At 63.1% G+C, this 20435-nt stretch carries 17 protein-coding genes; 3 read left to right on the forward strand and 14 right to left on the reverse strand.

Annotation, left to right across the window (positions count from 1 at the left end):
• Positions 1 to 66: 66 nt before the first annotated feature.
• From VFJ08_RS06185 to VFJ08_RS06200, 4 genes are all read right to left on the reverse strand, one after another.
• Positions 67 to 1539, reverse strand: a complete 1473-nt coding sequence (locus VFJ08_RS06185; protein WP_324996257.1) for a UdgX family uracil-DNA binding protein — start codon at positions 1537 to 1539, stop codon at positions 67 to 69.
• Positions 1540 to 1541: 2 nt separating this feature from the next.
• Positions 1542 to 2348: a DUF3307 domain-containing protein gene (locus VFJ08_RS06190; RefSeq protein WP_324996259.1), complete on the reverse strand. Its 807-nt coding sequence runs from the start codon at positions 2346 to 2348 to the stop codon at positions 1542 to 1544.
• Between the two features lie 112 nt (positions 2349 to 2460).
• Positions 2461 to 3099, reverse strand: a complete 639-nt coding sequence (locus VFJ08_RS06195) for a hypothetical protein (RefSeq protein ID WP_324996261.1) — start codon at positions 3097 to 3099, stop codon at positions 2461 to 2463.
• Positions 3100 to 3127: 28 nt separating this feature from the next.
• Positions 3128 to 4399, reverse strand: a complete 1272-nt coding sequence (locus tag VFJ08_RS06200) for a putative DNA modification/repair radical SAM protein (protein WP_324996263.1) — start codon at positions 4397 to 4399, stop codon at positions 3128 to 3130.
• Between the two features lie 111 nt (positions 4400 to 4510).
• Here VFJ08_RS06200 and arfB point away from each other — a divergent pair, with 111 nt between their 5' ends.
• Positions 4511 to 4936: an alternative ribosome rescue aminoacyl-tRNA hydrolase ArfB gene (arfB, locus tag VFJ08_RS06205; RefSeq protein WP_324996265.1), complete on the forward strand. Its 426-nt coding sequence runs from the start codon at positions 4511 to 4513 to the stop codon at positions 4934 to 4936.
• Here arfB and VFJ08_RS06210 read toward each other — a convergent pair.
• Positions 4933 to 5910, reverse strand: coding sequence for an AraC family transcriptional regulator (locus VFJ08_RS06210; protein WP_324996267.1), 978 nt, complete (start codon positions 5908 to 5910; stop codon positions 4933 to 4935). The genes arfB and VFJ08_RS06210 overlap by 4 nt on opposite strands.
• A 166-nt stretch (positions 5911 to 6076) precedes the next feature.
• Between VFJ08_RS06210 and VFJ08_RS06215 the strand changes: the two genes are divergently transcribed.
• Complete coding sequence (locus VFJ08_RS06215; protein WP_324996269.1) at positions 6077 to 7141, forward strand: NAD(P)-dependent alcohol dehydrogenase; 1065 nt, start codon at positions 6077 to 6079, stop codon at positions 7139 to 7141.
• 177 nt (positions 7142 to 7318) lie between these two features.
• Here the strand turns inward: VFJ08_RS06215 and VFJ08_RS06220 are convergent, their stop codons facing one another.
• From VFJ08_RS06220 to ptsP, 3 genes are all read right to left on the reverse strand, one after another.
• Positions 7319 to 8152: an alpha/beta hydrolase gene (locus tag VFJ08_RS06220; RefSeq protein ID WP_324996271.1), complete on the reverse strand. Its 834-nt coding sequence runs from the start codon at positions 8150 to 8152 to the stop codon at positions 7319 to 7321.
• 83 nt (positions 8153 to 8235) lie between these two features.
• On the reverse strand, positions 8236 to 10029 hold the full coding sequence (locus VFJ08_RS06225; RefSeq protein WP_324996273.1) for a fructose-specific PTS transporter subunit EIIC: 1794 nt from the start codon (positions 10027 to 10029) through the stop codon (positions 8236 to 8238).
• Positions 10030 to 10053: 24 nt separating this feature from the next.
• The gene (gene ptsP, locus VFJ08_RS06230) at positions 10054 to 12957 is read right to left on the reverse strand and encodes a phosphoenolpyruvate--protein phosphotransferase (RefSeq protein ID WP_324996276.1); all 2904 of its coding nucleotides are present in this window, start codon (positions 12955 to 12957) and stop codon (positions 10054 to 10056) included.
• Between the two features lie 472 nt (positions 12958 to 13429).
• Here ptsP and VFJ08_RS06235 point away from each other — a divergent pair, with 472 nt between their 5' ends.
• Positions 13430 to 14863: a sugar porter family MFS transporter gene (locus VFJ08_RS06235; protein ID WP_324996277.1), complete on the forward strand. Its 1434-nt coding sequence runs from the start codon at positions 13430 to 13432 to the stop codon at positions 14861 to 14863.
• Between the two features lie 288 nt (positions 14864 to 15151).
• Here the strand turns inward: VFJ08_RS06235 and VFJ08_RS15735 are convergent, their stop codons facing one another.
• From VFJ08_RS15735 to poxB, 6 genes are all read right to left on the reverse strand, one after another.
• Entirely contained in the window at positions 15152 to 15295 is a 144-nt protein-coding gene (locus tag VFJ08_RS15735; protein WP_349256960.1) for a type II toxin-antitoxin system CcdA family antitoxin, read from the reverse strand.
• Positions 15295 to 15651, reverse strand: a complete 357-nt coding sequence (locus VFJ08_RS06240) for a type II toxin-antitoxin system HicB family antitoxin (protein ID WP_324996279.1) — start codon at positions 15649 to 15651, stop codon at positions 15295 to 15297. Before VFJ08_RS06240 ends, VFJ08_RS15735 begins: the two co-directional genes overlap by 1 nt.
• A complete protein-coding gene (locus VFJ08_RS06245) occupies positions 15651 to 15890 on the reverse strand; it encodes a type II toxin-antitoxin system HicA family toxin (protein WP_324996281.1) in 240 nt (79 codons plus the stop codon). Before VFJ08_RS06245 ends, VFJ08_RS06240 begins: the two co-directional genes overlap by 1 nt.
• 593 nt (positions 15891 to 16483) lie before the next feature.
• Positions 16484 to 17119 (reverse strand): hypothetical protein, encoded by a 636-nt coding sequence (locus tag VFJ08_RS06250; protein WP_324996283.1) that lies wholly within the window; start codon positions 17117 to 17119, stop codon positions 16484 to 16486.
• 26 nt (positions 17120 to 17145) lie between these two features.
• Positions 17146 to 18021, reverse strand: coding sequence for a nucleotidyltransferase (locus VFJ08_RS06255; RefSeq protein WP_324996285.1), 876 nt, complete (start codon positions 18019 to 18021; stop codon positions 17146 to 17148).
• A 660-nt stretch (positions 18022 to 18681) separates the two neighbouring features.
• Positions 18682 to 20409, reverse strand: a complete 1728-nt coding sequence (poxB, locus tag VFJ08_RS06260) for a ubiquinone-dependent pyruvate dehydrogenase (protein WP_324996287.1) — start codon at positions 20407 to 20409, stop codon at positions 18682 to 18684.
• Positions 20410 to 20435: the final 26 nt, after the last annotated feature.

A 20435-nucleotide genomic window follows, 5' to 3' on the forward strand; every position in this document is an offset into this window, starting at 1 on the left:
CCGGAACAAACCTGCCGGATCAAATCAGTCGCGGTTCAGCCGTCGAAGGGCGGTTTGCGGACCCTATCAATGGTTGGTATCGCGCCCGCCCGCGACGGCGGCCAGATCGGATACGAACCGCCGATATTCGAGCGTGCGGCGTTCGGCCGCGCGCAGAACAAACGCCGGGTGCACGGTCATGCCCAGGCATCGACCGCGCCAATCGATACGCCGGCCGCGATAACGCGTTACCGACACCGGACGCTCGAGCAGCGACATCGCGGCCGTGGCGCCGAGCGCGACCACGATCTCGGGGCGCACACGCGCGATCTCGGCCTCCAGCCAGGGGCGGCAGGCGCGCACTTGGTCGTCATCGGGCTTGGCGTGCACACGCGTTTTGCCCAGCGGCGTGAACTTGAAGTGCTTGACCGCGTTGGTGACATACAGCGACCGCCGGTCCAGCCCGGCGTCGGCCAGGGCGGCGTCGAGCAGGCGTCCGGCCGGGCCGACGAACGGCCGCCCGGCCAGATCTTCGGCGTCGCCCGGCTGTTCTCCGACCAGCATGATACGGGCGTGTTCCGGTCCTTCGCCGAACACGGTCTGGGTGGCCGGGCCGCATAGCCCGCAACGGCGACAGCCGGCCGCGCGCAGCGCCAGCTGTTCGAGCGAGCCGGGCGCCGCCGCTTCGGTTTGTCGGGCGAGCCTGGCCCCGGGTGACGCCGGGGTCGGTCCGCAGCGTAGATCGTCGCGTTCGCGCCGCGCCGCCGTCATCGCGGCGACATCGCGATCCGCGCCGGCGATCAGGCCCGGAATCAGCGCGGCTTCGGGTAGGTTCTTCCAGTATTTCGCCGGCATTTCGGACATCATCGCTCGAATCTTGACCCGCGCCGGGTTGAAGATGCTGCGGTAGTAGACCCGCCAGGCATCCTCGGTGACATCGCCGTCCGGCGCCGCTGTCCGGTCGGCGCCCGGCGAAAACCATATATCGCCGCCGCCCTCCCAGTGCGCACAGCGATCGGGCGTGAGGATCGACCACCGCATGTTCGCGAAACGGCGCTGGAAGAATCCGGCCGCGTATTCAACCACCTCGTGCTCCGGCTCGAACCAGGCGACGTAACGCGGTTCCTCGAAACCGGGCTCCGCCAGAATACGAAATCGCACAAACGCCTTCATCTTGTGCACATCGCGCTTGACCGCCTTGGCGTAGCGATCCACCCGCGCCACGTCGGGATCGCCCACCAGCCTAAGCAGATGCCGCTCGCCGTGGGTAAGCCGCCATAGCAGCCGATACAGCAGCGTCCAACGATCGGCGCTGCGATAACAGGCCGCGGCTCGGGCCAGCGTCATAAACTGCCGGGGCACCCGCGGTTCCACGCCGCCGGCCGATACCGGCGGCGGGCTCGCGTGGCGATCGGGCTGCCACCAGAGCGCATCCGGCGCCATGCCCGCCTGCCACTGCGCCCGGGCCGCCGCCTGCCAGCCGGCGAAATCGGGCGTGAACACGACCGCGGCGTGGCCGTTTGCCGTGGCGCGTGTACCGAACAGCGACGCCTGTTCCATGCTCAGACACCGAAGCCGACGAGCGCAGCATGCACGAGTAGCGCGACGATGATCGCCCAGCCGAAGCTGGCCAATGTGCCGATAATCACAATCTCGCTGACCCGGGGCTCACGTGTGTAGCGAAACCGCAGAATCGATTTTGCCGCGATCACGAAACCGATCGCGTTGAACTGGCCAAGCAGTACGAACAGAAACACCAGCGTACGTTCGAGCCAGCCGATCCAGGCGCCGGCCCCGGGCAGCTGCGGGCTGCCGGTCTTATCCTCGCTGGTGGCCCGGTCCTCGCCGGCGACCCGGTCCTCGCCGGCGGCCCGCGCGGAATGAAAACCGAGCATAAGTTGGGCCAGCATTAAATCGCCGGCCCGGGTCGCCAACCAGAAACCGCCGGCGAGCGCGAAGCCGATCGACAGAAACTGCGCGCTCGAACCGCCCAGCAGAATCGGCCAGAGCCCGGCCGAAAAAGCATGCGGCCAAAGCACGGCTGCGATGGCGACGAACGTCAGATGCGCGACCTGATCGATCGCGAACAGCCGCAGCGAACCGAACGGCGTCATCGCCGCCCAGGCCGCGACGCGCGGATGAATTTTGCACGCATCGATGATGCCGTGGGAACCGGCAACAAGCGCCACCGCGGCCCAGGCGCCGAGCGACGCCGCGCCGAGCGCGAGCGCTGCCGTGATCGCGACGCAGCCGATATGCAGCGCGAAAATCGTCGGCCGGTGCTTGGCCACGACCAGACCACGGGTTTGGAACAGGAAGTCGGCGAGGACATGCGCGAACACAAGCGCGACGAGGCTTTTTAGCATCATGGCGCGCTCATTCGCCCGGCCACGCCTGGGCGTATCCAGACAGCCATTTTCGGCTGTTTATTTAAAAACAGTCGAAAATGGCTGTTATGGGCGCCGCCGGCCCGGCATAACCTCATGCCCATGCCGATTCGAAAGCCTCGATCGCTTCAAACAATGCATGGCCGCCGGCGCGCGTGAAATGCGTCTGAATCGTCTGCGGCTGGACCGACAGCGCGTCGGCCACATCGTTCATCGGCGGCGGCGCCGGGCCGGCCAGGCGCATGAAAATATCCGCCTGGCGCGCGGTCCAGTGCCGGGAACGTTCGTCGCAAACCGCGAATAGGCCGAGCGCGAGCGCCCGGGCGGCCGACGTATCGAAACCGCCTTCGATACGCCAGAGCCGATGTACGCCCAAGGCTTCCAAACCGCGCCCCGAGCGCTCGAACGCCAAGCCGGAGGAGGCGGCCAAACTCGCCCCGGCCTCGGCGGCGCCGATGCCCACGCCGATACGCGTTTCGCCCCGATCGCAGGCGAGGCGAACCGCCGCCCGGGCGAACAGACAGGCGCGCAGCGCGTGCGCCGGCGCGTGCAGCCGCATTTGCCAGCCATCGCCGCGAAACCGCTCATAGCGCACGTCGGTCTCGCCCGGCCAGGTGCCCATGCGCGCCGCCATATCGGACAGCGCCTGCATGACGGTATCTAGCGCGCGCTCGGATAACGCGGACGATTTCACGATATCGCCGGTCAACACACAGAAAATCGGGTCGGCCATAGCTGCTCGTTCTCCCTGATCGCACGGGCTAGAAGTCAAAACTGTGCTGCGCGGCCGCGGGCGGCGCAAATCGCGCGGCGAGCCGTGCGCTGCTCGCCTCGCCGATGCCCGGGTGATGGTTGGCGCAGACTATGAACGGCATGGCCTTCTTGACCCCGGCCTTGAGCGCGACCAGGTCTTCGAGCCGCACTTTCTGCCAGCGCCGCAGGGCGAGAATACGGTCGACCGATTTCACGCCGAGCCCCGGTACGCGCAGCAACCGCTCGCGATCGTCACGATTGAGATTCACCGGAAAATAAGCGCGGTTGCGCAGCGCCCAGCCCAATTTGGGATCGACCTCCAAATCGAGCATACCGGCCGCCGCGTCGTCGCCGGCGGTGATCTCGTCGTGGCGATAGCCATAGAAACGAATCAGCCAGTCGGACTGGTACAGCCGGTGCTCGCGGACCAGTGACGTGCGCCGCGCCGGCAGCTTCGCCGAGGCGTCCGGAATCGGCGAGAAGGCGGAAAAATAGACGCGCTTCAGCCGATACGACGAATACAAATCGGCCGTGGTCGCCAGAATCTCGGCGTCGGTCGACGGCTCGGCGCCGATAATCATCTGCGTGGACTGGCCGGCCGGCGCGAAGCGCTCGATCGCCGCGGGTTTGGGCCGTGCGCTGGTAATACGCCGGGCGGCGCGGCGCGCCTCGGCCTGCTCTTCCCGACGGGCGCGAATACGCGCCATCGAGAGTTTGATGGTGCGATGATCCTTCTCCGGCGCGAGCTCGCGCAGTGCGACCCGCGTCGGCAGCTCCACGTTGATCGACAGACGATCGGCGTATCGCCCCGCTTCGGCCAATAATTCGCCGTCGGCGTCGGGAATGGTCTTGAGATGGATATAGCCACGAAAATCGTGCTCGATGCGCAGGCAGCGCGCGACCTCGACCAACCGGGCCATGGTGTAGTCGGCGGTCTGGATCACGCCCGAGGACAGAAACAGCCCCTCGATATAGTTGCGTTTATAGAAATCCAGGGTCAGATCGACCACTTCCTTGGGCGTGAATCGCGCCCGGCGCACGTTCGACGAGTTGCGGTTGATGCAGTAGCTGCATTCGTAGATACAGAAATTGGTCAACAGAATTTTGAGCAGCGAGATACAGCGGCCGTCCGGGGCGTACGCATGGCAGATACCCGAGCCCCCGGCCGAACCGACCCCGCGCCCGCCGAGCGACGAACGCGATGCGGTACCGCTCGAGGCACAGGACGCGTCGTATTTGGCGGCGTCCGCGAGAATCGCCAGTTTTTCGATCGTCTCCATACTGTCTATTTATACAGCTTTTTAGCGATCGGATGCACCCCTTCGTCCCGGGCTTGCCGCAATCGCCCACCTGTACCAGCATGAAGCCATTCATCCGCGCCGATCGTCGCGATGCTGCGTATTTCCAATACCGTCGTTCTGGGGGAACACGAGATCGAATGGTGGGCCGTGCGCGCGCAAGGCGCGGGCGGACAAAAGGTCAACAAGACCAATTCGGCCGTACACCTGCGTTTCGCGATCCAGACATCGTCGCTGCCCGAGGTTTACAAGACCCGGCTGATGGGGCGTGCGGGCGCCGATCAGCGTTTTACGCGCGACGGCACAATCGTGATCAAGGCCCAGCAGTATCGAAGCCGGGAAGCCAATTTGGAGGATGCGCGCCGACGGCTGGCCGCGATCGTGGCCGCCGCCGGCCGGACACCGAAAAAACGCCGGCCGACCCGGCCGTCGAAGGCGGCCCGCCGCAAACGCACCGACGACAAAAAGCGCCGCGGCCGGCTCAAGGTGCTGCGCGGCCGGGGAAGATCTTCGGACTAGGAGGCGATCGACTCGTCGACCGCGTCGGCCCCGAACCCGTGATCGTGGGTCGGCGCGACGCCGAAATAGCGTTTGTACTCGCGCGAAAACTGGGACGCGCTCTGGTAGCCGACCGCGCTGGCCGCGCCGCTGACGTTGGCCGCGTTCCGAATCAGCAGATCGCGCGCCCGCAACAGGCGGATACGCTTCTGGTATTGCAGCGGCGAGATCCGCGTGAGTTGCTTGAAGTGGGCATGGAAGCTCGACACGCTCATATGCGCGCGCGCCGCGAGCGCGGGCACCGACAGCGGTAACGCATAATCGGCGCGCAACGTCTCGATCGCTCCGCCGATCCGCGCGTAGGCGCCCTGGGATTGGAGCAACTGGCGCAGCAGATGCCCCTGCGGCCCGCGCAGGGCCTCGAAGATCACTTCGCGAATTCGGGCATGGCCGAGCGCCCGCACAGCCGCCGGATCATCCAGGCAATCAAGCAACCGCTCCAACGCCTCGCCGATGGCGCCGTCGAGCGTCACCGCGGCCATGGGCAAGGTGTCCGCGGCGTGCGCAATGTCCCGGCCGGCCTCGACCGGACCCACGGCGCCCGCGAGTTCGGCCAGCAGTTCGGGCGCGATACGCAGCGCGGCGCCCAGCAACGGCTCGTCGGCCGAGCCGCCGGTTTCGCACTCGAACGGCAAGGGCATCGCCTGCACCAGGTAATGACCGGCGCCGTAGCGAATCACGCGGTCGTCGATAAACCCGGTTTTTTCGCCCTGAACGATGAAGATGAGCCCCGGTTCGTACACGATCGGCTCGCGTGCGCGCCGGCAGTGCGACGCCACCAGCGACAGTGCATGCAGCGCCGTGTCGTTGAAGCCGTCATGGCGTATATGGCGTTCGATCGTTCGGACCATGCGGCCGTGTAACGCCGAATCGGACCTTCTTGTCTGCCGGATCGTCTGCTCGGTCATCACGAAGCCGTACTGCTGAACAGGCATACAATTGTGCACGAACTCGCCCCGGTTACCGCGCCTACGCCGCCGTCTTTCATAGTTTCGGGCATAAACAAGCCAGAAACGCCTATGGTTTCAACCGGCCGGCGAACCCATCCTGAATATCGACGGCAGGCCGGCGCCTGCACTCATCCGATGCAAAGGAGACCCCATGCCTACCGAGACCCAAGCCTACGCCGCGCACGCGGCCGACCAGCCGCTCGAGCACTGGCATTTCGAGCGTCGCGATCCGCGGCCGGACGATGTTTCGATCGAGATCCTCTACTGTGGCGTCTGCCACTCGGATTTACACTTTGCCAAGAACGACTGGGGCTTCACCGAATTTCCGGTCGTGCCGGGCCACGAGATCGTCGGCCGGGTCACGCAGGTCGGCCCCGAGGTCCGCAATTACAAGGAAGGCGATCTGGTCGGCGTCGGCTGCATGGTCGATTCCTGCCGCGAATGCCAAGCCTGCAACGACGGGCTGGAACAGTACTGCCTGAACGGTTTCACCATGACCTACGGCAGCGAAGATCGCCACGACGGCACGATGACCCAGGGCGGCTATTCCAATTTCGTGGTCGTTGCCGAGCGCTTCGTGCTCAGGATGCCCGACGGCATCGACCTGAAATCCGCCGCGCCGCTGATGTGTGCCGGCATCACCACCTATTCGCCGCTCAAGCACTACGGCGTCAAACCCGGCCACAAGATCGGCGTGATCGGTATGGGCGGTCTGGGCCATATGGGCGTCAAGCTCGCCCGGGCGCTGGGCGCAGAAGTCACGGTGTTCACCCGCTCCGAGTCCAAGGTCGCCGAGGCCAAGTCCAACGGCGCCGATCATGTCGTGGTCTCGACCGACGACGATCAGATGAACGCCGTGGCGGAAACCTTCGACTTCATGCTCGACACGGTGCCGGTCCAGCATCCGATCGATCCGTATCTGGGCGCGCTGAAGTACGACGGCACTCATATTCTGGTCGGCCTGTTGGACCCGATCGAGCCGGCCATCACCGGCATGAACCTGATCTTCAAGCGCCGCGTGATCGGCGGTTCGCTGATCGGCGGCATGCCGGAGACCCAGGAAGTGCTCGATTTCTGCGCCGAGCGCGGCATCACCTGCGATGTCGAGATGATCGACATCAACGACATCAACCAGGCCTTCGAACGCATGAAAGCGGGCGATGTCCGGTATCGCTTCGTGATCGACATGGCTTCGATGAAACACAAAGCCGCCTAATATTTTTGCAGGCTGGCCTGCAAAACAAGGATACAAAAGGAAGAAGAAAACAGTCCGCAAATGAACGCGAAAAACGCAAATAAAAATAAATTTTTCTTTATTTGCATACATCGGCGTTTATTTGCGGACTTGCTCTTTTTCTTATCGGCTATCGTTACATCATGGTAGCGGTTGGTATTAGTCCAGAAACTCGATCAACGCGCGATTGAATTCATCGACATGCGTGGCGTTGACGGCGTGTGGCGCGCCCTGGATCACCACCAGCGAGGCATCCGTTATGCTTTCGGCGGTGCGCTGGCCGGAAACCTCCAACGGCACGATGCCATCGGCATCGCCGTGGATGACCAGCGTGGGCACATCGATGCGCGCCAGGTCGGCGCGAAAATCGGTCCGGCCGAAGGCTGCGATGCAGTCCAGCGTGCCTTTAGGCGACGCGCCCCACGCCAGATTGCGGTGATAGATGCGCGCCGCCTCGCTGACCCACAGGCCATCTTCCTCGGTCGAGAAGAATTTGAACGAGAAATCGTCCATGAAGGCCAGCCGGTCGCCGGTCACGCCGGCCTCGAACTGCTCGATGGTGGCGTCGTCCAGACCGCCCTCGGGATTGTCGTCGGTCTGGTACAGATACGGCGGCACGGCCGCGGCGAACACCGCGCCCGCAATACGCGAACCGCCGTAGGTGCCGAGATAGCGCGCCACTTCGCCGCCGCCCATGGAAAAGCCGACCAGGGTGGCATCGTGCAGATCCAGCCGTTCCATTAGCGCGTTGAGATCGGCGGCCAGGGTATCGTAGTCGTAGCCGTTCCACGGCTGGGACGAATGGCCGAAGCCGCGCCGATCGTAGGTGATCACGCGATAGCCGGCCTCGACCAGCGGGCGGACCTGGTTCTCCCAGGAGCGGCCGGACAGCGGCCAGCCGTGAATCAACACGACCGGGCGCCCGGCGCCGACATCCTCGTAATAAAGCTCGACCGGAGCCGAGTTTTCCGTGGCGACCTGAATATAAGCCATTCCTAATCTCCGCTAAAAGCGAGTAATCAACCCGCCCAATATGCGCCGGTGCGTCGCGCTACGAAAGAGCGGGATGGCGAGCGTCAGGATGCCCGCGAGGGATTCAGATCGAGCGAATCGGCGACATCGGCCGCGCCCGCCCCGCCGGTCAGGCGCGGCTTGATCACGGCGTAAACCAGCCCGGTTACCAGCGAACCGGCGGCAATCGCGCCCAAATAAAGGCCGATGTGGTTGATCGCGTTGGGAATGAGCAGCACGAACAAACCGCCGTGCGGCGCCATCAGCTTGCAACTGAAGTACATGCTCAAGCCGCCGGCCACCGCGCCACCCGCGATGCAGCAAGGGATCACCCGTAACGGGTCGCGGGCGGCGAACGGAATCGCGCCCTCGGTGATGAAGCACAGCCCGAGCACCAGCGCGGCCAGGCCGCCTTCGCGCTCGGCGGCATCGAACTTCGGCCGGGCGACCAGGCTGGCCACGCCCAGCCCGATCGGCGGCACCATGCCGCCGGCCATGATCGCGGCCATCGGCAGATAGGTATGCGTGGACAACAAGCCCACGCCGAACGCATAGGCGGCCTTGTTGATCGGCCCGCCCATGTCGAGGCACATCATGCCGCCCAGCAGCAGACCCAGCATCACGGCATCGGTCGAACCCATCGAATTCAGGAAGCTCGTGAGCGTGCTGAGGGTCGCCGCCGCCGGCGCGCCGATGACATAGATCATGACTAGCCCGGTCGCCAGACTCGACAGCAGCGGGATAATCAGAACCGGGTTGAGCGACTGGATGCTCGCCGGCAGCGGTACGAGACGCTTGACCGCGAGCGCGGTATAGCCGCCGAGAAAGCCGGCGACAATACCGCCGATGAAGCCGGTACCGATACCGGTGGCCAACCAGCCGCCGATCAGCCCCGGCGTCAAGCCCGGCCGGCCGGCGATGGAATAGGCGATATAACCGGCCAGCACCGGCACCATCAGCTTGAACGCCGAGCCGGCGCCGATCTGCATCAGCGCGGCCGCGAAGCTGCCCTGTTCGTCCGCGGCATGAATGCCGAACGCGAACGACAACGCGATGCACAAACCGCCGGCCACCACCATCGGCAGCATGAACGACGCGCCAGCCGACAAATGTTTATAGACGCCGCGGTCCTTGATGCCGTCTTTCACGGCGTCCTGGGGCTCCGGCTCCGGCGCCGGTGCGCCGCCTTCGGCCGGGCCTTCGGGCTCGACCGCGGCCTCCGCCAACGCGGCCTCGATCGTCGCCCGCGCGCGCTGCAACGCCGCGCCGGTCGAGGCGCGATAGACCCGCTTACCGGCAAAGCGAGAGTCGTCCACTTCGATATCGCAGGCCAGCAGCACGATATCCGCCGCCGCGATCTCCTCGTCGGTGAGCGCGTCCCGGGCTCCGACCGAGCCCTGGGTTTCGATCCGCACCTCGTGGCCCATCGAACGTCCGGCATCGGTCAATGCCTCGGCGACCATGAAGGTATGCGCCACGCCGGACGGGCAGGCCGCGATGCCGACGATGCGGGCGCCGTCGCCGCCGGCCCGACTCACCGGCTCGGCCGCCGGCTCCGGTTCGAGCTCGGCATCCTCGGCCGGATCGTAGGGCGTCGCCGCCCCTCGCGCGGTTTCGATCACGCGTCCGGGATCGGCCAGCGCATCGGCCGGCGTCGCGCGATACAGCGGCCGGCCTGCGTAGCGCGACAGATCGACCGGCGCGCTGGCGGCAACGATGACCAGATCGGCCGCGCCCGGATTCTCGCCGTGAACGGCCGGCGTATGCCCGGCCCGCTCGGCCGCCCGCGCCAGCCGCTGCGCCGCCAGCCACGACGTGGCATTTCCGCCGGGACAGGCCGTGACTATGGTGATATTCATTCTTCGACTCCAGGGTCTGTTTTTTCAATCCGCCGGCGCCCGGAAATCGGCGGTCTCGAGCTGTTCGCGCACCTCGGCGGCGGTGGCCAACGCCAACAGCGTTTCAACACGGGTGGAGGATTCGGCCTGCGACAGCCGGCGAACGCGCGCCTTGACCAGTGGCACTTGACGCGCGTTGACCGAAAGTTCGTTGACGCCGAGCCCGACCAGTACGTCGACCGCTTGGGCATCGCTGGCCAGCTCGCCGCAGACGCCGACCCAGCAATCATGCGCTTCGGCCGCCGCCACGGTCATCAGGATCAAGCGCAGCACGGCCGGATGCAGGCCGTCGGCCTGGCCCGACAACTGCGGATGGCCGCGGTCGATCGCCAGCGTGTACTGAGTCAGATCGTTGGTGCCGATGGAGAAGAAGTCGACGTGCGGCGCCAGCGTGTCGGCCAGCAACGCACAAGATGGCACCTCGACCATCACGCCGAGCTGGACATCGACGCGCTCGAACTCGCCGAGCACGCGCTCGTAGATGGCCTTGGCCGCATGGAACTCGGCCGCGTCCTTGACCATCGGGAACATGATGCGCAACGGACGGCCTTCGGCCGCGGTAATCAACGCGCGTATCTGGGTTTCCAGGATCTGCGGCCGATTGAGCGCCAGCCGAATACCGCGCAGCCCGAGAAACGGATTGCCCTCCGGCGGCACCGGCCAATAGTCGAGCGGTTTGTCGCCGCCGACATCCAGCGTGCGCGCCACCAGCGGCCGATCCGGGCCGAGCGCGTCGAAAGCCCGTCTGTACTCGGCGACCTGGGTGTCCAGATCAGGCGCGGCGGGATGGGCCATGAAGATGAATTCGGTCCGCAGCAAGCCCACGCCCTCGGCGCCGCGTTCGACCGCGTCGGCGGCGTGCGCGGTATTGCCGAGGTTGGCCGCGACCTCGATGCGCACATCATCGGTGGTAATCGCCGGTTCGAAGCGGGTGGCGAACGCCTCGGCCTCGAGTTCGGCGCGTTCGGCGATCGCCCGCTCGGCGCGCTCGCGGCGCTCGGCGGCGGGCGAGGGCACCACGCGACCGCGCTCGCCGTCGATGATCATCTCGATACCGTCGGCGAGCGACAGCACGCCCTCGCCAGCGCCGACCACCGCGGCGATGCCGAGCGAGCGCGCCAGGATCGCGCTGTGCGAGGTGGCCCCGCCCTTGGCCGTGAGCAGGCCGCGCACGCGCTCGGTATCGAGCTGGGCCACGTCCGCCGGCCCGATGTCCTCGGCCACCAGAATATAGGGATGGTCCGGCGGCTGAGGCATGGCCACGCCGCAAAGCAGCCCCAGCACACGCCGGCCGACGTCGCGCAGATCGGCGGCGCGCTCGGCGAGAATCCGGTCGGGCAGCGCGGCCTGGGCCCGGGCCGAGGTCTCGACGGCCGACCACCAACCGGCCTCGGCGGACGCGCCTTCGTTGATCGCCTCGATCGCGGCCTCGCGCAGCTCGGGATCGCGCAGCATCTCTTCGTGCATGGACAGGATCTCGGCCATGTCGCCGCCGTCGGCCGCCCGGGTCAGCACGGCAAGCTGGCCGTAGGCGGCCCGAATGGCGGCATCGAGCCGCTTGCGCTCGCCGATCGAGTCGTCCGAGGTTTCGGCGTAATCGAATTCCGGCAACCGCAGCACGAACACCGGCGCGATCGCCATGCCGGGCGAGGCCGGCACCGCGTCGAGCGCGGTATCGGCGGCCGGCGCCGGCGCATAGACACGCGGCTCGGCCTTGTTGCGCGACGGCCGGGCCGCGCCGGTGTCCTCCAGCGGCAACACGTCTTCTCCGAGGCCGGAACGCACGGCGTTGCCGATCGCCTCGAGCGCGGCGGTCGCGCCCTCGTTCCCGCCTTGGCCTTCGGCCGAGAACACCAGCATCTGGCCGCGTCGCGCGCCGAGCCCGAGCACCCGGGTCAGACTCGCCGCGGATACCGGATCAGCGCCGCCCGACTCCAGCCTTACCTTGATCGGCAGGCGCTGCTCGCGCGCGACCTGTACCAGATTCTTGGCCGGGCGCGCATGCAGGCCGTGGGCGTTGCGCACGCGCACGCGCAGCACCTCGGTGGCGGCCGATTCGCCGGCCAGACGGCCGATAAGCTCGGCGGCGTCGAGCTGCGCCAGACCGGCCGCTTCGCCGGATTCGAGCACCGCCAGAATACGTTCGAGCAGGCTTCGCGTCGCGTCGGCGGCGGCGCGGCCGGCGTGCGCCGCGCGTGCCAACACGAACACCGCGGCGGCATCGGCCACCTCGGCCGGCGTGGCCACGCCGAGCGCCGGCTGCGTGACCTCGGCGCTGCCCTCGACAAGCCAGAGCTTGTCGCCGAGCGATACCGGGGTCTGACCCACGATCTCGCCGATGAAGGCCGGCCCGGCCACGCCGGCTTCCAGCAGCCGTGCGGCGGCCACCATAGCCAGACTCTCACGCGAGGACACCGGCACCCGCGCCGCCACCGTCGCGCGATCCAGCCGCGGCTCGACCGGCGTCCGCGACAACAGCGCGATGACATCGGCGGCTTTTTCGGCCCTCGCCAGCCCTTCGGCCACGCCGGGCGCATCCAGCACATGGGTGAGCCGGCGCAGGATATCCAGATGTTCGTCGTTGACCGCGGCGATGGTAATGATCAGCGATACCCGGTTGCCGTCGTGCCAATCCAGCCCGTCGGGATATTGCAGCAGGCGCAGACCGGTGGTCTTGACGTAATCGCGCGATGCCGGCGTGCCGTGTGGAATGGCGATGCCGTTGCCGACATAGGTCGAAGACTCGCCCTCGCGCTGAAACAACGCCTGACCGTAGGCGGGATCGACCAAACCGGCCCGGGAGAGCGCCGCACCGGCCTGGATCAGGGCGTCGCGCCAGTCGTCGGCGGTCTGATCGAGCAGAACGGCATCGGGAGTAAGTTCGAGCATGGCAACTCCGGGAACGGGCGATCCGCGACAACGGCGGCTACATCTTTCGGCGTATAGCTGAAACCATGCCGACGCAAAATCAAGTAAAAATCAGCGCTCCAGACAAAAGTCTTACACAAGAAGAACCGATTCGCGATGAACGCCCGTACGCTTGCCGATATAGCCCACCTGGCAGGCCCACCTGGCGGGGTGTCGCGGACCACGCCGCGGCCGGCTACGTGATCAACAGCGAGGCCGAGGCGGCGCTCGAGCGCATGTGGGCCGCGCTGCGCGGGATCGCTCGCCCGGACGGAGTCGTATTCATCGCCTGCTCATCCGCCGTATGCCAAAAAGTTCCAACAAGCGGAACATAAGTTCCAGCTATCTGAGACATTAGTCTTATGCCTAGCCTTCGGCGATGGGCAGGGCCTGCCATCGCGGATATTTTAGACGTAGCTTTTTCTATTTCCCCCTGTATTCAAGGAGATTCGATATGGCCGGTGCTACTGGTGCTGCAACATCGACATCGAAATCGACGCCCGAAAGCGTCACGCACGCCGAAATCGTGCCCATGGTCTGGCTGTCCTGCGGCTTGGCCGCCTTGGCCGGCCTGCTGTTCGGCATGGACATCGGCGTCATATCGGGCGCGCTACCCTTCATCAAGCAGGACTTCAACCTGTCCTCGGCGATGGAAGGCTGGATCGTGTCCTCCATGATGGTGGGCGCCGCCATCGGCGCCCTGTCCGCCGGCTCGATCTCCAAGAGCATGGGCCGCAAACGCGCACTGCTGGTCTCGTCGCTGCTGTTCATCGTCGGCGCGATAATCTGCGTGGTCACGCCCGGGCCGACGCTGCTGTGGATCGGCCGTATCGTGCTCGGGCTGGCGGTGGGCGTGGCCTCGTTCACCGCGCCGCTGTATCTGTCGGAAGTCACGCCCGAGCGCATCCGCGGCACGACGATCTCGTTTTATCAACTGATGGTGACCATCGGTATTTTGGCCGCCTTCGTCTCCAACCTGCTGTTCTCTTATATCGAGAGCTGGCGCTGGATGTTCGGCGTGCTGGTGATCCCGGCCGTGCTGCTGTTCTTCGGCGCCCTGGCGGTGCCCAACAGCCCGCGTTGGCTTGCCGCAAAGGACCGGATCGACGAGGCCCGCAACGTATTGTCCCGGCTGCGTGGCACCTCCGAGGAGGTCGAATACGAGATGGGCGAGATCCAGGAAGCGATCGAACAGGAGTCCGAGTCGCAGGGTTACGCGCTGTTCAAGCACAACCCGAACTTCCGCCGGTCCGTTTTTCTGGGCATCGCGCTGCAACTCGTGCAGCAGTTCACCGGCATGAACGTCATCATGTATTACGCCCCGGAAATCTTTAAGATGTCGGGCTTCGACGGCACGTCGGCCAGTCTTTGGGCGACCGTGATCACCGGTCTGACCAACGTGCTGGCCACCTTCATCGCCATCGCCTTCATCGATCGTTGGGGCCGTAAACCGATTCTCTACGCCGGCTTTGCCATCATGGCTGTGACCATGGCGTTGCTGAGCTTCATCCTGACGTTCGGCGCCAGCACGGCCTTGCTGCAATACGGCGCGCTGGCGATGGTACTGCTGTTCGTGGTCGGCTTCGCCATGTCCGCGGGCCCGCTGATCTGGACGCTGTGCGCCGAAATCCAGCCGATTCGGGGCCGGGATTTCGGGATCGGGGCCTCGACCGGCGCCAACTGGATCGGCAACTTCTGCATCGGCTTCTTCTTCCCGGTCATGATTGCCGGCATCGGCGGGCCGTGGACCTTCGGTATCCTGGCCGCGGTCAACGCCTTGTTCATCGTGTTCACGCTGTGCCTCGTACCCGAAACCAAAGGCATCTCGCTGGAGAAGATCGAAAAGAACCTGCTGTCCGGCAAGGCGCTGAACAAGATCGGCGTATAACGACCAAGGACCGGCGGCGACGCGGCGGTTTCGTCGCGCCGTCGCCTGCCTGCTGCTAGAGGCTCGAACACGAGCAACGTCTGGGATCGCGCCCGCGACAACCGGGCCGCCGAATATTGCGACCACGCCCTGCCGATTTTCGTACCAACCTTCGGCTTCTTCGGAATCAGCTACCGCCCTGGTTTCGACACACGTCGAAACGCGCCATCAGAACTGGCGATGCTGGGATAGCGGAAGGCTGTTGGAGTCGACATACTCGTTAGAACTCTTCAAGGCAGCTTCATTATCCTAAAGCCACTGCTCCCGTTTTGAATGTCTCACGGCTTCAGCAATACCTGCCTCAACGGACCTTGATGCGTTGGCCCCAAGTGCCTTCGCTTCCTGGAACGAGGCATTATCAAGAGACAGGTTTGTTGGCCTTCTCGTGGGCATTACCGTCGAGTTCCTTCCTTACGTCCGAGACTCTCGGCCAGAAATGAGGAAACAAGAGCATTCATGCTAACGCCTTCCTGCCGCGCGCGAGCAGTAAGGCGCGCATGCAAACTACGCGGAACTCTGGCAATAAATTTTCCACTGGGAAGCTCACCGGGATTAGGCACTTCGCGCCCGGCCTCTCTTGCTGCCTGGAGCCACGCCGCGTAGGCATCTTTACCGTTTGCAATAGCTTCCTCCGGTGTTTCACCATCGGAAATGCACCCTGGCAAATCCGGAAAGGAAATTAGCCAGCCGCCACCTTCTTCGTTGGCCAGAGGCCGTAACTCGAACGGGTAATCAAATTCCTGCTGCATCACTGAACTCCGATATCTTCCAGTAGAGCAAGAAACTGGGTAATGTAAACCGGCTTAATAGGACGTTTGAACGGCACGGTAACTGCTAATTCCGAATCCGGGTGCAGAAAAACAAAGTGGCTGCCACCCGTTTTTCGAACATCAACGCCATGTCTCTGGGCAACCGTCTCTAAGGACTCCATACGCCAATCCTTCGGATTACGACGCATCTTCTCCAGAATTTTGTCGGCCTTACTCATGGGTTATGATATTCCCATTAGTATCAAGTAACAAGATTCTCTTTGATGCCTAATGCCCAATGCCCAAGCTCACTTGCCGCCAGAGCAGCCGAAGGCTGCGGAGGGACCAAACCGCGAAGCGGTTTGGCAGTCAACTGCAGAGCCTAGTGGAAAACGTGTCTGGAAACGTGTCTGACCCCTTTCCGTGCACAGAAAACGTGTCTGGAAAACGTGTCTGACCCCTTTCCGAGACCCTTTCCGGGAAAACGTGTCTGACCCCTTTCCGCCTTTCCGGGAAAACGTGTCTGACCCCTTTCCGAATGCAATTTCTGGAATGGTTTGGTCGTCTGGCGGGTATGGCAGCCAGACGAACGCGGCATCTTCCTTGTTAGGCTGGTCTGTCTGAACGACTACCCCCAGCGAAGTAGCAATATCAAAAGCTGTAACCTTGACGGTTGTTCGGCTTGGTTTTCCGAATTCAGACGTCAGGCGATCAATAACCTGTAACTTGAACATTTAACCTCACAACAATAAAGAGATATCGCGCCGCCTAACGCTTGAGCTCAGCCGCCGGCAGCCCGCGTAGCGGGATGACGGTCGGCTGCAGCGATTTGTTAGCGCCTGCTGTTATCCTCGGTGACCGGGTGCTCGCCAATCGAGCATGGTAACTCTTCAAGCAATTCGCTAGTGTGATATTCAAGTGCTATTTCCCCTTTTGTCAGGCGCTCTGTCCAGTATCGGCCAACTAACTTTCGCTTTGGCTTTTCAATAATCCTAAACACCACCGAACCGTCGTGTGGAGTACTTCTTTCACTTAAGCTAACAAGCGGTTTACTTGTGTACGAATACGCGAATTCCTTTAACTGGCGATCAGGATCTATCAGAAACCCCTCCGAAAAGGAGCGGCTTTCCATTTCTCCAGTTCTCATGACACAACTTAGATGGAAGAATGACTGTGATACGTTCAGCATTACGGGTATTGGTGGTGGTTTCTCGCCGGTTTGTGGATTCTTCCAGTCAGAATAAATGCACCCCATCCATGTTCCGCTTAGGTTGGGGAACGGAACCAGCCACCCACGAAATAATTTGAACTCCCACCCCCATTTGACGAACACCGCTATCAACAAAAGATCAATGCTTACGACTTTCGGAATCAACCTGAAGAAGTCCTTGGCTTTTGATAGATCTAGCCCATTAAGATATGCAAGAGAAAACCACACGATAGCGGACGCGCCAATCAATAAGTACATTGAGCTCCGTAACGTCACGTTGCGCATTATTTAAACCCAAAATGATTCCAAGCCGCTTTGGCGAAGTCACGTCCATCTTCGCGTGACCAGTCTTGAGACGGATAAAATAGATAGAAACACTCGTTCGCTTCGACCCACCGCCCATTAGTCGGCTCTTCACCCTGAAGCTGCTCCCAAATGTGTACAAGCATCCCTCGAAGGCGATCCGTCCAAGTCGACCGTGCGAATATTGTATCCAGACAGTTATATGCTAGGCATTCAACGAAGAATGACGGCAATTCTCGAAACTCGTCACCCTCAGCCATAACGTTCTCGATACGTTTTAGCAACCGCGCGCCCCTTTTATAGGAGTAGCCTGTGCGCTTATTTTTAGCGATCCCATAATCCAACTGTTGAACTGGATAGTTGACCAAGCTACTTCCGTCAGTTTTGAAAATTTTGGTCCCCGGGCGAACTTCATTTTGTAGATAATATTTATAGCTAAAGCACGGAACTACATCAGCATCGACTCGGGAAGATCCAGAATTTATCTGTATTGCGGTCGATCCGCTACTATCCACGTTTTCACCAAACTTTGCTTTCAGGGAAGCAAGCAGTTCAGATCTGAGTTTTGTGGGAGTCCAAACGCCCTCATATTTGTTGCCAGGCGGATGGAGCCCTTGTTCTGCTTCCTCCCAGTAGAGAACCTCCGTGCACTCGACAGCAATATCCACGTCGCTATCAGCCCGAACGTTGGTGTTGTTGGCATAGGACCCTTTCGCATAGATTTTCAGGTCACAATTATTGAACGTGGTGTGTGCATCCACGGCTTGGCGAATCATCCGCTCAGTACGTTCTTGCTTATCCTGCTCAGTATCACTCGAAGGTGATGTCCATCTAGTAAGTTGCTCTTCCAAACTCATTGATCCCCCTTTTAAGCGCTAACGCCAAGTAGACGACATATATCTAGTCCTATATATATCCCATCCATATCTATATATCTCCAACGATGCGAGCGGTCAGTTCGAACTCGGCCGCTATACCATAAGGCAGCACCCAGGCGCGTTCCGCCGGCTGCCAGCGTCCACCCGCTTGTCGGACCCGTTCTCGAAGGTCTCGTTCTTCGTAAGCGATTCGGACGAGCACGGGCTCATCTGTCGGCCGCTGCATCAAATGCTACTCCCGGCTATTCGCCCGGTATCGCTGTCGTAGCGATAGCGGACGCAAACCAGCCTGTCGCCATACTTCCGAACCAATTGTTTGGTCCCATTCTGGCCCGGCTTGAGATGCAATCGGGTCTCCACGGCGTCCCCTCGCCTCGATCTTGATTCGACCGTACCCCGAACGCGCGGCTTATTGAAGCCGTTAAAGCGCGGTCAGTGCACTATACAATAATAACGTGTTGCAATAATTGAATTTTCAAGAATTGGAAATATGCACGCCGGTACCGCCGCCTCGCACCAATGCGCGACAAATGCTGAAGAAGTGGATCGACCGACACTACGTTGTCGCGGATGAGCCAGTCGCTCGGCGGCCACGCCTGGGCGGCGTTATGCCCCGCGCCATCGCGACACGCTGGAAGACTACCGCCCCCACCAATTAGTCCGGCCCAAATCCACGACTTCATCGCCCCGCCCGTTCATGACCGCGCGCAGCATGTAGAGCGAGAAGCCGCGGGCCTGTTTGGCCTCGATCTTGGGCGGCATCGACAGTTCCTGTTTGGCGGTACGCACATCGACTACGACCGGGCCGTCGTGTTCGAAGGCGCGCTTGAGCGCTTCGTCGAGATCGGCCGAGGCGGTGACCTGGATACCGCGAATGCCGAGCGATTCGGCCAGTTTGGCGAAGTCGACCCGCGGAATGTCGGTGGTGGAATCGACATAACCGGCCGCTTTCATTTCCATGGCGACGAAGCCGAGCGATTCGTTGTTGTAGACGACGACCTTCACCGGCAGCTTCTCGACGGCCAGCGTGATCAGATCGCCCATGAGCATGGTCACACCGCCGTCGCCGGCCAGCGCCACCACCTGGCGTTCCGGATAGGCGACCTGCCAACCGAGCGCGGCCGGCACGGCCACCGCCATCGAACCGTGCATGAACGAGCCGGTCAACCTGCGTTCGCGGGTCATGTGAATATAGCGCGCGGCCCAGACGGTCGGCGTGCCCACATCGGTGGTGAACACGGCGTCGTCGTGCGCCAGCGCCGAGACGCGGGCGGTCAGATACTGGGGGTGCAACGGCTGGTCGTCGGCGCGCGGCGTGGCCAGATCGTCGAGATTTTCGCGCGCTTTCTTGTAGTGCGACTGGCAGGCGTCAAGAAACTTGGTGCTCGCGTTTTGTTCGAGTTTGGGAACGAGCGCCGCCAGCGTGGGCCCGATATCGCCGACCAGCCCCATCGTTAGCGGGCTGCGTCGGCCGAGGTGCGAGCCGCGGATATCGATTTGCACGATATGGCCGTGCGCGGGGAAGAATTCCCGGTACGGGAAGTTCGTGCCCAGCATGATCAGCAGATCGCATTCGCGCATGGCGTGATAGCCCGACGAGTAGCCGATCAGGCCGGTCATGCCGACATCGTAGGGGTTGTCGTATTCCAGCGATTGCTTGCCGCGCAGCGCATGCACGATCGGCGCCTTGATGCGCTCGGCAAGGGCCAGCACTTCGTCGTGATAGCCCTCGCAGCCGTAACCGCCGAGAATGGTGATCTTCGACGCCGCGTTGAGATGCCCGGCCAACACGTCGAGCGCGTCGTTCGGCGGCACCACGCTCGGGCGCACCGGCGGCTGCCAGCGCAGCGAATGCTCGGGGGCTTCGGACAACGCCACATCGCCGGGCAACACGATGACCGATACCGAGCGGTTGACGATCGCGCTGCTCATCGCGGCTTCCAGCACCTGCGGTATCTGGTCCGGGTTGGAAATCAACTCGCAGTAATCGCTGCATTCGATAAACAGATTCTGCGGGTGCGTTTCCTGAAAATAGCCGAGCCCGATCTCGGATGATGGAATCTGGGCGGCCACGGCCAGCATCGGCACATTGGCGCGCTGGGCCTCGAACAGGCCGTTGATCAGATGCAAATTGCCCGGCCCGCAGGAGCCGGCACAAACCGCCAATCCGCCATGCGCATCGGCCTCGCCGGCGGCCGCGAGTGCCGCGACCTCTTCGTGGCGCACGCCGATCCAGCGGATTTTCTCCCGCCTGCGCAGCGCTTCGGTAAAGCCGTTGAGCGAATCGCCCGGCAGACCCCAGACGTTCGCTACGCCGGCCTGGATGAGCAGATCGGCCAGCACATCGGCGATCGTGTTCTTGGCCATCGACGAAATCCTTGTCGCGGTGCCGG

Origin of the sequence: Salinisphaera sp., assembly GCF_035690525.1 — a bacterium.
Lineage (GTDB): Bacteria > Pseudomonadota > Gammaproteobacteria > Nevskiales > Salinisphaeraceae > Salinisphaera.